Source organism: Phreatobacter cathodiphilus, assembly GCF_003008515.1.
GTDB classification, from domain to species: Bacteria; Pseudomonadota; Alphaproteobacteria; order Rhizobiales; family Phreatobacteraceae; genus Phreatobacter; species Phreatobacter cathodiphilus.
In genome coordinates, this window is the sequence record NZ_CP027668.1 from 2,846,530 (window position 1) to 2,858,912 (window position 12,383).

A 12,383-nucleotide genomic window follows, 5' to 3' on the forward strand; every position below is an offset into this window, starting at 1 on the left:
GGGTGACGCTCCTCAGATCCGCTCGATGATCTTGTCGCCGAACAGGCCCTGCGGCCGGAACATCAGGAAGGCGAGCGCGATGACATAGGCGAGCCAGCTCTCGATGCCGTTGCCGAACAGGGGGCCCCAGTAGAACTCGCCGATCTTCTCGCCGATGCCGATGATGAGCCCGCCGACGATGGCGCCGGGCACCGAGGTGAAGCCGCCGAGGATGAGCACCGGCAGCGCCTTCAGGGCGATGGTCTGCAGGCCGAAGGACACGTCCGAGCGCGCGCCCCACATGATGCCGGTGATGAGCGCCACGATGCCGGCCGTGAACCAGACGATGATCCAGATCTGGTTCAGCGAGATGCCGACCGAGAGCGCCGCCTTGTGGCTGTCCGCCACCGCGCGCAGCGCCCGGCCGATACGGGTGTACTGGAAGAAGAAGGCGAGCACCGCGATCATCACGATGGCGATGACGGCGGCGGCGATGTCGAGCATCTGCAGGCTGACGCGCCCGCCGAGGATGGCGAGATCGATGGAACCCGAGGGCAGGCCGAGCTGGGCGGCGATCATCACCTTGGGCGAGCCGCCGAAGATCGTCTCGCCGAGGCCGATGAGCAGATAGGTGAGCCCGAAGGTCGCCATGAACAGGATGATGTCGGGCTGGTTGACCAGCGGCCTGAGCACCACGCGTTCCACCGCGACCGCGAGCGCGAACATCACCGCCAGCGCGACGACGAGCGCGGCATAGGCGGCGAGCATGCCGGAGAAGCCGAAGGCTGCGAACTTCTCGTAGACGCCGACGAGGGTGAGGCCGGCGAAGACCACCATGATGCCCTGGGCGAAGTTGAACACGCCGGAGGCCTTGAAGATCAGCACGAAGCCGAGGGCGATGAGCGCATAGAGCACCCCGCCGACGAAGCCCTCCCAGACCGTCTGCACGAAGAGGTCGGGGATCGTCACCATCTCGACGAAGGGGCCGATGAAGATCCGATAGGCCAGGGAGCCCTCGGGGATCAGGCCGGTGACGCCGCCGAGGACGATCAGAACGAGAGCCGCCGCGGCGGCGCCCCAGCCGATCAGGTCCTTGCGGAGCGGCTTGTCCGCGGCAGCGGGCAGGGTTGCGTCGGTCATCGCCCGCTCCTCAATGCGCCACGCCGAGATAGGCGTCGATGACGGCCTGGTTGCGCTTCACCTCGTCCGGCGTGCCGTCGGCGATCTTGCGGCCGTATTCGAGCACGACGACCCGGTCGGAGAGGTCCATGACCACGCCCATGTCGTGCTCGATCAGCGCGATCGTCGTGCCGTACTGGTTCGACACGTCGAGGATGAAGCGGCACATGTCCTCCTTCTCCTCGAGGTTCATGCCGGCCATGGGCTCGTCGAGCAGCAGCACCTCCGGCTCCATGGCGAGCGCGCGGCCGAGCTCGACGCGCTTCTGCAGGCCGTAGGGCAGCTTGCCGACCGGCACCTTGCGGATGTGCTGGATCTCGAGGAAGTCGATGATCTCCTCGACGAAGCGGCGATGGGCGATCTCCTCGTCCATCGCCGGCCCGTGGCGCAGCACCTGCCAGAAGAAGCTGCGATTCATCTTCAGCGTGCGGCCGGCCATGATGTTGTCGAGCGTCGACATGCCCTTGAAGAGGGCGACGTTCTGGAAGGTGCGGGCGATGCCGCCGGCCGCCGCCTCGTGCGGGCGCATCTTCGGCCGCGTCTTGCCCTTGAAGGTGATGCGGCCCGAGGTCGGGTGGTAGAACCCGTTGATGCAGTTGAGCATCGAGGTCTTGCCGGCGCCGTTCGGGCCGATGATGGCGCGCACCTCGCCCTTCTTGATGTCGAAGGAGACGTCGGTCAGCGCCTTCACGCCGCCGAAGCCGAGCGAGACGTTGTCGACCGCGAGGATGACCTCGCCGGCGGCGATGTCGGTGGCGGACGGCGCCCTCATTCCGCAGCCTCCCTGAAGGCTTGGCCGGCGACCGGATGGACGGTCATGTCGATGATCTCCACGTCCCCCTCGATGACGCCCTTGCGGCCGTCCTCGAAGGTCACCTCGGTGCGGATGCGCCCGCGCTTCGAGCCGTCGTAGAGGGCCTCGACCAGCGGCAGGTAGCGCTCGGCGATGAAGCCGCGGCGCACCTTCTGGGTCCGCGTGAGCTCGCCGTCGTCGGCGTCGAGTTCCTTGTGCAGCACGAGGAAGCGGCGGATCTGCGCGCCGCCCATCAGCGGCTCCTCGGCCAGCGACCGGTTCACCTCGTCGACATGCTCTTTCAGCGTCTTCAGCACCTCGCGGTGGCCCGCCAGCTCCTGATAGGAGCCGTAGGAGACGTTGTTGCGCTCGGCCCAGGAACCGACCGCGGTGAGGTCGATGTTGAGGAAACAGGTGACGAAGTCGCGGTCCTGGCCGAAGGCCACCGCCTCCTTGATGTTCGGATAGAACTTCAGCTTGTTCTCGATGTATTTCGGCGCGAAGAGCGCGCCCGAGCGCAGCTTGCCGACGTCCTTGGCGCGGTCGATGATCTTCAGGTGCCCCGTCTTCGGGTCGAAGAAGCCGGCATCGCCGGAGCGCACCCAGCCGTCCGCCGTCTTGGTCTCGGCGGTCTTCTCCGGGTCCTTGAAGTATCCGAGGAAGACACCGGGAGAGCGGTAGAGCACCTCGCCGCTGTCGTCGATCTTCACCTCGACGTCGATGTTCGGCTTGCCCACCGTGTCGGCATAGATCTCGCCGTCCGGCTGGGCGGTGATGTAGACGCTGGCTTCCGTCTGGCCGTAGAGCTGCTTCAGGTTGATCCCGAGGGAGCGGAAGAACTTGAAGATCTCCGGCCCGATGGCCTCCCCCGCCGTGTAGCCGACGCGGATGTTGGTGAGGCCGAAGCGGTTCTTCAGCGGTCCGTAGACCAGCACCTCGCCCACCGCATAGCGCAGCCGCGCCCAGAGCGGCACCGGCTCCTTGTTGAGGATCTTCTCGCCCCACTGCTTGGCGACGCCGAGGAAGTAGTCGAACATCCTCTTCTTGAAGGGCCCGGCATCCTCCATGCGCACCATGGTCTGGGTGAGCAGGTTCTCATAGACGCGCGGCGGCGCGAACGCATAGGACGTGCCGATCTCGCGGCGGTCCTCCACCACGGTCTCGGCGCTCTCCGGGCAGTTGACGCAGAAGCCGAGCACATAGGACTGCGCGTAGGAGAAGATGTTGTCGCCGACCCAGGCCAGCGGCAGATAGGCGATGGTCTCCTCGGTCTCGGTCAGCCCGTCGAACAGCCCGCCGTTCTTCGCCGAGACGATGACGTTGTCGTTCGACAACATGACGCCCTTCGGCCGCCCGGTCGTGCCCGAGGTGTAGAGCATGATGGCGAGGTCGCCGCCCTTGCCCAGCGCGATCGCCTCCTCCAGCGCCTTCACCTTCGCGGGTTCGGCGCCGGCCTTGCGGCCGATCTCCTGAACCTCCTCGAAGGAATGCATGCGGGAGTGGTCGTAATCCCTCAGGCCCCGCGGCTCGTCATAGATCACATGGGCGAGGTGCGGCAGACGCTCGGAGACGGACAGCAGCTTGTCGACCTGCTCCTGGTCCTCGACCACCGCCATCGAGGCCTCGGCATGTTCGAGCACATAGGCCATCTCGTCGGCGACGGAGTCCGAATAGACCGGCACCGGCACGCCGCCCCAGGACTGGATCGCGGCCATCGACCAGTAGAGCTTCGGCCGGTTGCGTCCGACGATGGCGACCTTGTCGCCGCGCTTCAGGCCGAGCTCGCCGAGCCCCAGCGCGAAGTCGCGCACCTCCCGCGCCACCTCGGCCCAGGTCCAGGTGCGCCAGATGCCGAGATCCTTGTGGCGCATGGCCGGACGGTCGGCGAACCGCACGGCGTTGAGCGCCAGGTACTTCGGAAATGTATCGTGGACGCCGGTGACGGCGTTCGCGTCGGCGTGGTTGGCCACGACCGGCGTCCTCCCTGTTCCTCGGCTGCCGCTCCCCGGGGGGCGCAGCGGCGTTCCCTCTCACGACCCGTTTTCGGGTTCTGTGTCGCCCCGGTCTCGCTCCATGGGAGCCAAACCGTGGTCGAGCGGATAGTTGAACGCACGGTCGATGAAATCAAGAGGACCAAAGACGAAAGCCGGCTCGGCCGGACGGCGGATGGCGCGAGGGCCCGCTTTCGCGGCACCGCCTGCTGCCACCGCCATGCCGATTTCCTTCAAGAACGCCGCGCTCCGCGTGGTAGGGGTCGGGCATGGACGATCTCGACCAGCGCGCCGCCATGAGCCTCGGCCCCCTCGCCAAGGGCGAGACGGCGCGCTTCTTCGCGGCATCGCGGCTCGAGGGCATCGACTGCCTGAGCGCCACGTTCCGCACGCACGTCTATCCCCCGCACATGCACGAGACCTACGTCGTCGGCACGATCGAGAGCGGCTGGGAGAAGGTGTCGGCGCTCGGCATGAAGGGCCGCGCCGGGCCGGGCGACCTCGTCTTCGTCATGCCGCAGGACGTCCATGACGGGGCGCCGGCAGAGGGCGGCTATTCCTACCGCATGACCTATCCCGCCGAGGAATTCCTGCGCGACCTCGCCGAAGCGGTCAGTCGCCGCCCCGCACCGGCAGCGCCCTTCTTCCGCAGTCCCGTCGTCCACGATCCCGAGGGCGCGCGGCTCTTCTCGGCCGCCCACGAGGCGCTGGAATCGGGCGTCGACGGTCTCGCCGGGGAGGAGCTGATGCTGCGCGCCTATGCCCGCGCCTTCGTGCTGCACGCAGGCGTTCCGCCCGCGCCGGCCGGCGAGGAGGCAGGGCCCGTCCATCGCGTGCGCGACCTCATCGAGGCCCGCTATGCCGAGGACTTGAGCCTCGCCGAACTCGCCGCCGTCGCCGGCTTCTCGCGCGACCACCTGATCCGCGTCTTCCGCCGCAGCGTCGGGATCACGCCCCACGCCTACGTGGTCGACGTGCGCGTGCGCCGTGCCCAGGACCGGCTACGGGCGGGCCGGGCGCCGGCCGAGGTCGCGGCCGAGGTGGGCTTCGCCGACCAGGCGCATCTCACCCGCGCCTTCAAGGCCCGCATCGGGGTCGCCCCGGCCGCCTACCGCCGCGCGGTGGCCGCCTGAGAGCGTTCGCACGCGGAACTTCGCGCGTGCCGGTTTCGTTCAAGAACCCGGCCCCCGCATGTGACAAGCAGGTGCGATGTCCGACGTGCCTGCCTCCCCCGCCTCCGAATTCCGCGACGGTCTCGTCGAGCTTCTTCCCGCCATGGTCGCCGCGGCGCCCATCGCCCTGCTCTACGGCGCCATCGCCACGGGCAAGGGCCTGTCGCCGCTCGAGGTGACGCTGTCCTCCGCCCTGATCTTCGCCGGCGGCGCGCAGCTCGCCGCCATCGAACTGTGGACGGTCCCGGTGCCGATCGCCGCCCTCGTCCTCTCCACCTTCCTCATCAATGCCCGCTACATCCTGATGAGCGCCTCGCTGGCGCCGAAGGTCGCACACCTCCCCTTCGGCGGCAGGCTGCTGGCCTTCCATGTCCTCGCCGACGAGAATTGGGCGCTCGCCGAACGCCGCGCCGCCGGCCGTCGCATCACCGCCGCCTATTTCTTCGGGGCCGGCGCCGTCTTCTGGGTCAACTGGGTCGCCTGGTCCTGGGCCGGAACGGTGCTCGGGCCCCTCCTCGGCGACCCCCGCCGCTTCGGCGCCGACTTCGCCTTCACCGCCATCTTCATCGGCCTCGTCGCCGGCTTCGTGACCACCCGCCGCGCCGGCATCGTCGTTCTCGCCAGCGCCGCAGCGGCGACCGCGGCCCATCTTGTCCTCGGCTCGCCCTGGCACGTTCTGGCCGGCGCCTTCGCCGGCATGGCGGCGGCGGTCCTCGTCTGGCGTCCGGATGAGGAGGCGGCAACCCCATGAGCCTCGACGCCATCACCCTCCTCGCCATCCTCGGCATGGCCGTCGCAACCTATGGCTGCCGCCTCACCGGGCTGCTGCTCGGCGGCAGGCTCGCCCTGTCCGGCCGGTCCAAGGCGGCGCTCGACGCCATCCCCCCGGCGGTGCTGACCGCCGTCATCGCCCCGACCCTGCTCGCCACCGGCTGGCCGGAGACCCTGGCGGGCGCCGTCACCATCCTCGCCGCGCTGCGCCTGCCCCTCATCGGGGTCATCGCCACCGGCGTCGCCGCCGTCGTCGTGCTGCGCATGCTGGCGGGCTGAGGCAGCCTTCAGCCCTTCGGGCGCCCGAGCCCGGCGGCGATGGCGATGCCGGAGGCGACGATCAGGCCCATGCCGGTGAAGGTCACCGCGTCCGGCCGTTCGCCGAAGAACACCATGCCGATGACCAGGGCGAAGGCGGTCTTCGTGTAGTTAAAGGGCCCCACCTGCGAGACCGGTGCGATGCGGAAGGCCTGGATGATCGCCGCCTGCCCGCCGGCGAGGAGCAGGCCGGCGAGGCCGATCATCAGCGTCTGCTCGACGCCCATCGGCGCCAGGCCCTGCGCCGTCGCCAGCGCGAGGGCGGCGACCATGACGACGCTGACGGTGGAGAAGGTCACGGTGCCCGAAGCGATGTGGGCAGGAAGGAACTTCACCGTGATGTCGCGGAAGACGAAACAGACCGTGGTGGCCAGCACCAGCCCGATCGCCGGATCGAAACCGGCGGAGAAGGGCCGCGCGACCAGCATGATGCCGACGAAACCGCAGGTCACCGCCAGCCACTGCACGGGGCTCACCTTCTCGCCGAGCACGAGAACCGCGATCGGCAGCAGGAACATCGGCATGGACTGGGAGACCGCCGTCACGTCGCCGATCGGCATGCGCCACAGCGCCTGGAACAGGAAGAACACCGCCAGCCCCTCCGCCAGCGACCGTCCCAGCACCAGCGGATGCCAGTAGCCGCGCAGCGAGAACCGCGTGCCGGAAACGGCGAGCCAGGCGGCGACGCCGAGGGTGGCGAAGACGCCGCGCACGCCGAGCGCCTGCGCCACGCTCAGCGGACCCATATAGGCCTTCACGATGGCGTCGTTGGTAGCGAAGAGCAGCATGGCGAGGGTCATCAGCCCCATGCCGAGGCGCAGCCTGCGCGAGGGGTCCTGCCCGCTCACGCCACGCCCGCGCGCAGGAGGTCGTGGACGTGCAGGATGCCGACCGGCCGCCCGTCCTCCACCGCGAAGAGCGCCGTGATCTTGGTGCGGTTCAAAAGGTCGAGAATCTCGCTCGCGAGCTGCTCGGGCCGCGCCGTCTTCGGCGAGCGGGTCATCACCGCCTCCACCGGCATGGCCAGGAGGTCGGACTTCATGTGGCGGCGCAGGTCGCCGTCGGTGACGATGCCGGCGAGAGCCCCGTCTGGCTCGACGATGCCGCAGCAGCCGAAGCCCTTGGCGGTCATCTCGATCAGCACCTCGCTCATCGGCGTCCCGAGGGATTTGAGCGGCAGCGCCGCGCCCTGGTGCATCACGTCGCGCACCTGGGCGAGCACGGCGCCGAGCTTGCCGCCGGGATGGAAGGTGCGGAAATCGGCGGCGGTGAAGCCGCGCTCCTCGAGCAGCGCCACGGCCAGCGCGTCGCCGATGGCGAGCTGCATCAGAGTGGAGGTGGTCGGCGCGAGGCCGTTGGGGCAGGCCTCTTCGGCCCGCGGCAGGCCGAGAACCACGTCCGCCGCCTTGCCGAGCGCCGATTCACCCGCCGAGGTGATGGCGACGAGGCCCACCCCGAAGCGGCGGGAGAAGGCGACGAGGTCGCGCAGTTCCACCGTCTCGCCGGACCACGACAGGGCGAGGATGGCGTCGTCCGAGGTCACCATGCCGAGATCGCCGTGGCTGGCTTCGCCCGGATGAACGAAGAAGGCCGGCGTGCCGGTCGAGGCCAGGGTCGCGGCGATCTTGCGGCCGACATGGCCGGATTTGCCCATGCCGGTGACGATGACCCGTCCCTTGACGTCCTTGAGCAGGGCGACGGCTGCCGCGAAGGGCTCGCCGAGGCCGTTGGCGAGAGCCGCCTCGAGGGCGGCGAGCCCGGCGGCTTCCACCGACAGCGTGCGGAGCGCCGAGGCGATGGCGGTGGACCGAGGCTCGGGCGGGGATGCGTGTGATGCCATGGCTCAGTGTCGAAGGCCGGACCGTCCGGCTGGAACCCGGCGCCGGCGGCGCTGGCGGAAGGCCGGTCCCCTTAGCATGACGCGGTGCGGGACGCATCCTCCACGACGGGCGCGGCCCGGCATCAACCTGACGTTAACCACGGCTCTTTACGTCTTGTTGAGGAAATCGGCGGGGAAAGAATCGGGTCTTGGGTCACATCGCCCGCAAGATGTTGGGTGTCGGCGCCCTCGCGCTCGTCCTGGGCGGGACGGGCTGGTCGGCGCACGCCCAGCGCCTGCGCACGGGAACCCCGCCCACCGCCACCGACGATGTCGGCCGCGACAACGGCTGGCAGGGCATCGGACCGGTGGATCCCCCCATCGCGGACACATTCTCCGCGCCCGCCAGCGATGCCGAGGCGGCGGGCCTGCGGCCGGCCGTTCCTCCCGCCCCTCCGGGAGAATCCCGCACACTCGGCGCCCAGCGCGACAGGATCAGGGCCGAGGCGCGCCGGTCGCCATGGTCCGCCCGTCCCGAGCGCCCAGGCGCGCTGCCGCCCGATGCCGGGGTCGCCGCGCCGCCCCCCGCCACACCCTCCTCCCTGCGTCCCTCGTCCCGCCCCGCGCCGATGGCGAACCGCCGCACCGGGCGGCTGCCGCCGCGTCCCGCCGCGCCCGCCTCGACCACCCGCCAGGGCGGCTTGCGCACCCTCGCTCCGGCGGCAGCGGGCGGGTCGACCGCCCTCGGCCCCAGCCGCGAGGACGCCCGCGCCCTCGACCGCGGGGTCCGCGGCGTCGCGCCACCGGTGCAGCCACGACGCCCCGTCGGCGTGCCCATCGTCACCGAGCGCAGCCAGCTCCCCTCCGGCCGCGTCCTGCCCAACGCCAATCCGCTGGGGCGCAACACCGTCATCGACCCGCGCACCGGCGAGGTGGTCTCCTACGACCGCCGCATCCAGCCGGAGGCCGACCCCTTCGCGCCGACCGGCATGCGCCTCGGCAGTTTCATCGTCACGCCGACGGTGGATGCGACGCTCGGTTACGATTCGAATCCGCGGCGCCTGTCCTCCGGCGGTTCCGGCTCGCTCTTCACCCAGTCCTACGGCGAGGTGCAGGCCCGCTCCGACTGGTCGCGCCACGAACTGACGGCGCGTCTGCGCGGCACCTATTCGGCCTATTTCTCCGATCCCGGCGTCAACCGGCCGGAGGTCAACGCTGTGGTCACGGGCCGCGTCGACGTGTCCCGCGACACCCGGCTCGAGAGCGAGGCGCGCTACCTCCTCAACACCAATTCGCCGGGCTCGTCGAACCTGCCCTCATCGCCCGACGGACTGCGCAACCTGCCGCTCATCCACCAGACCGGCGGCACCCTCGGCGTGGTCCAGGACATCGGCCGCCTGCAGCTCAGCCTGCGCGGGACCTTCGACCGCTACGTCTACGCCGACGCCGTCACCAATGCCGGCACGGTCCTGCCGCAGGGCGAGCGCAACTACAACGCCGTGGGCGCCCGCCTGCGCGCCTCCTACGAGCTGACACCGGGCCTCAGGCCCTTCGTCGAGGCCGCCATCGACCAGCGCCGCTTCGACCAGCGGGTGTCGTCGGGCGGCACCTTGCAGGGCTCGACGGCGACCACCTATCGCGTCGGCTCGACCTTCGAGCTGACGCGGCTGCTGACCGGCGAAATCTCCGCCGGCTACCTCGTCCGCGACAATCTCGAGCCGACCTTCGGCGACATCGCCGTACCGGTCTTCGACGCCTCGCTGGTCTGGACCGCCACCGCACTCACCACGGTCCGCCTCAACGCCAAGTCCGCCATCGACGAGAGCTTCACCACCGGCGCCTCCGGCATCGAGCGGCGGGACGTCTCGGTGGAGCTGGAACATGCCTTCCGCCGCTGGCTCGTGGGCACGGCGAAACTCGCCTACGGCCACGACACCTATCGCGGCACGTCGCGCGTCGACCAGCGCACGGTCGCCTCCCTCAGCCTCATCTACCGAGCCTCGCGCAACCTGCAGATCCGCGGCGAGATGCGCCGCGAGACGTTGCAGTCGAACGAGGCCGGGCAGAGCTACTCGGCCAACGTGGTGCTGTTCGGGGTCCGGCTGCAGCGCTGAGGCACGGACTTCTCCGCCTGCACGGATGAAGTGCGTCCTTCGAGGCCCACCATAGCGAGAGGCGTTCGCCTCTCGCTATGCGCTCGCACCTCAGGATGAGGAGGGTGGTGCTCTGCATCCGTGTCGGCTGAGACGGGCCCGTCACGCATCGTCACCTATGTGCGGGACACCACCCTCCTCATCCTGAGGTGCGAGCCCCCGGCGAGGCGCCAGCATCGTCCGGAGGCGAGCCTCGAAGGACGCACTCCCGAGATGCAGGCCCCGACCCCTGGTCCGGGCAGTCGTCAGACCTTGAGCCGCGCGATCTCCTGGCGCAGCGGCCCCGACAGCTCCTCGCGCCGCAGCGCATAGGCGAGGTTGGCGGTGAGGAAGCCGAGCTTGGTGCCGGTGTCGTGGATCTCGCCGTCGAAGGTGAAGCCGAAGAAAGGCTGCTGGCTCTTCAGCTTCAGCATGCCGTCGGTGAGCTGGATCTCGCCGCCGGCGCCGCGCTCCTGGGTCTCCAGGATGCGGAAGATCTCCGGCTGCAGGATGTAGCGGCCGGAAATGGCGACGTTGGACGGCGCCGTGCCCTTCGGCGGCTTCTCGACCATCTCGCCGATCTCGTAGGCGCCGCCCGCGGCCGGTTTGCCCTTGCCGATGATGCCGTACTGGTGCGTCTCGCTGTCGGGCACCTCGTAGCCGGCGACGAAATTGCCGCCGGTCTCGTTGTAGGCCTCGATCATCGCGGCGATGCAGCCCTTCGCGCCGGGCTTCGCCAGATGCAGCATGTCGGGCAGCAGCAGCGCGAAGGGCTCGTCGCCGACGATGTCGCGGGCGCACCACACGGCATGGCCGAGGCCCAGCGGCTCCTGCTGGCGGGTGAATGAGGTGGCGCCCGCCGCCGGCAGGTCGCGCTTGAGCTCGTCCAGCGCCGCCGTCTTCGACCGCGCGGCAAGCGTCGTGTCGAGCTCGAAGGACTTGTCGAAATGGTCCTCGATCACCTGCTTGTTGCGGCCGGTGACGAAGACGAAATGCTCGATCCCCGCCTCGCGCGCCTCGTCCACCACATGCTGGATCACCGGCCGGTCGACGACGGTGAGCATCTCCTTCGGGATCGCCTTGGTGGCGGGCAGGAAGCGGGTGCCGAGGCCGGCGACGGGGAACACAGCCTTGCGGATGCGACGAACCATGAAGGAAAACCTCGAAGAGGACGAAGACGCGGCAAAGACCTAAATCAGCAATGCTGAACGCAGGGTGAGTGCCGCGGTTCCCTGAAACCGTTGCGACGCACCGGCAACCGCACTTTCATTTGTCGATGGCCGGCGCGGCGAGTTGCGGCGGCGCGGCCCGGAAGGCGTTGAACACCATGTCGGGCGCCGAGGTGTTGTGGCGCGAGGCGACGAGCCGACCGGCCCAGAGGTCGGTGGCGTTGGCCCGGCGGAACGGCATGATGGGCTCCTCTCGCCAGCCCGGCGCGTCCTTCTCGCGCACGGCGATGCGGGCGACGTCGGCGTTGAACTCGGTGACGTACATCGAGCGCAGCGCCGCGAAGGGGCCGCCGGCGATGGGACGGGCGAAGGCGACGTCGAGACCGATCATCTCCTGGTTCAGCGTCGAGAGCCGCACCGTGGCGCTGTTGCCGTCGGGATAGGTGAGGGTGAAGGTTTTGGTCGCCGGGTCGAAGGCGACCTCCTTGATCTTCACGATGGGACGGCCCTCCACCACGACGGGGCCGATGAGGAAGGACGAGCCGTAGGCGGTCCACCGGAGGTTGGAGGGCGGCAGCGGCCGGGCGCGCCAGTAACCGTCGGTCGGATAGAGGACCAGCACCTCCTCGGCCCGGTCGCGATAGCGGTACCAGATCTGCAGGAGGTGGATGTTGCGCTCCGTGCGCTCGCCGATCTTCACCGTCGTGTCGGAGGGTCGCCAGAAGCCCTGCTCGCGATAGCCGACCACCTGCCACTCCACCGTCTCGTAGAGCGTGATGCGCTGTGGCATCGGCTGGGCGAGCGCCTCCTCCTTCATGGGGCAGGCGGTCCAGTCGGGCGCGAAGCGGTCGACGGCCAGCGAGCCGATATAGGCGGGGTGGGCGGCCTCGATGCGGAAGGCGCGCACCTGCGGATTCGTCAGGTTCAGCGTGACGTTGTCCTTCTCCGCGCAGAGCACCGGCTCGGAGGCGTTGGTGACCTCCACCGGCAGGCCGTCGAGGGAGGCGGCGTGGGCGGCGGCGCTCAGGAGGAGCGCGGCCGCGACGAGGGCGAGACGCAT

12 protein-coding genes are annotated in these 12,383 nt (G+C 69.6%); 4 read left to right on the plus strand and 8 right to left on the minus strand.

Annotated elements, in window-relative coordinates; genetic code table 11:
- Positions 1-12 precede the first annotated feature (12 nt).
- The 4 genes from C6569_RS13730 to C6569_RS21740 form a co-directional block, all read right to left on the minus strand.
- The gene (locus tag C6569_RS13730; protein ID WP_106751041.1) at positions 13-987 is read right to left on the minus strand and encodes a branched-chain amino acid ABC transporter permease; all 975 of its coding nucleotides are present in this window, start codon (positions 985-987) and stop codon (positions 13-15) included.
- Positions 988-1,129: 142 nt separating this feature from the next.
- Positions 1,130-1,930 (minus strand): ABC transporter ATP-binding protein, encoded by an 801-nt coding sequence (locus C6569_RS22420; RefSeq protein WP_106749386.1) that lies wholly within the window; start codon positions 1,928-1,930, stop codon positions 1,130-1,132.
- A complete protein-coding gene (locus C6569_RS13740) occupies positions 1,927-3,822 on the minus strand; it encodes an AMP-binding protein (RefSeq protein WP_106751042.1) in 1,896 nt (631 codons plus the stop codon). Before C6569_RS13740 ends, C6569_RS22420 begins: the two co-directional genes overlap by 4 nt.
- A 159-nt stretch (positions 3,823-3,981) precedes the next feature.
- Positions 3,982-4,179, minus strand: coding sequence for a hypothetical protein (locus C6569_RS21740; protein WP_146144806.1), 198 nt, complete (start codon positions 4,177-4,179; stop codon positions 3,982-3,984).
- Between the two features lie 32 nt (positions 4,180-4,211).
- On the opposite strand from C6569_RS21740, the gene C6569_RS13745 reads away from it, so the two are divergent.
- From C6569_RS13745 to C6569_RS13755, 3 genes are all read left to right on the plus strand, one after another.
- Positions 4,212-5,075 (plus strand): AraC family transcriptional regulator, encoded by an 864-nt coding sequence (locus C6569_RS13745; protein ID WP_106749387.1) that lies wholly within the window; start codon positions 4,212-4,214, stop codon positions 5,073-5,075.
- Positions 5,076-5,151: 76 nt separating this feature from the next.
- The gene (locus C6569_RS13750; protein WP_106749388.1) at positions 5,152-5,865 is read left to right on the plus strand and encodes an AzlC family ABC transporter permease; all 714 of its coding nucleotides are present in this window, start codon (positions 5,152-5,154) and stop codon (positions 5,863-5,865) included.
- Positions 5,862-6,164, plus strand: coding sequence for an AzlD family protein (locus C6569_RS13755; RefSeq protein ID WP_106749389.1), 303 nt, complete (start codon positions 5,862-5,864; stop codon positions 6,162-6,164). The genes C6569_RS13750 and C6569_RS13755 overlap by 4 nt, the downstream gene beginning before the upstream one ends.
- Before the next feature lie 8 nt (positions 6,165-6,172).
- Here the strand turns inward: C6569_RS13755 and C6569_RS13760 are convergent, their stop codons facing one another.
- Both C6569_RS13760 and C6569_RS13765 read right to left on the minus strand, forming a co-directional pair.
- Complete coding sequence (locus C6569_RS13760; RefSeq protein ID WP_146144807.1) at positions 6,173-7,051, minus strand: DMT family transporter; 879 nt, start codon at positions 7,049-7,051, stop codon at positions 6,173-6,175.
- Positions 7,048-8,043 (minus strand): KpsF/GutQ family sugar-phosphate isomerase, encoded by a 996-nt coding sequence (locus C6569_RS13765; RefSeq protein ID WP_106749391.1) that lies wholly within the window; start codon positions 8,041-8,043, stop codon positions 7,048-7,050. Before C6569_RS13765 ends, C6569_RS13760 begins: the two co-directional genes overlap by 4 nt.
- 188 nt (positions 8,044-8,231) lie before the next feature.
- Between C6569_RS13765 and C6569_RS13770 the strand changes: the two genes are divergently transcribed.
- Entirely contained in the window at positions 8,232-10,136 is a 1,905-nt protein-coding gene (locus tag C6569_RS13770) for an outer membrane beta-barrel protein (protein ID WP_106749392.1), read from the plus strand.
- 284 nt (positions 10,137-10,420) lie between these two features.
- On the opposite strand, the gene C6569_RS13775 is transcribed toward C6569_RS13770, so the two are convergent.
- Both C6569_RS13775 and C6569_RS13780 read right to left on the minus strand, forming a co-directional pair.
- Positions 10,421-11,305 carry a UTP--glucose-1-phosphate uridylyltransferase gene (locus tag C6569_RS13775; protein ID WP_106749393.1) on the minus strand — a complete coding sequence of 295 codons (885 nt, stop codon included), beginning with the start codon at positions 11,303-11,305 and terminating at the stop codon, positions 10,421-10,423.
- A gap of 115 nt (positions 11,306-11,420) precedes the next feature.
- Positions 11,421-12,383 (minus strand): hypothetical protein, encoded by a 963-nt coding sequence (locus C6569_RS13780; RefSeq protein ID WP_106749394.1) that lies wholly within the window; start codon positions 12,381-12,383, stop codon positions 11,421-11,423.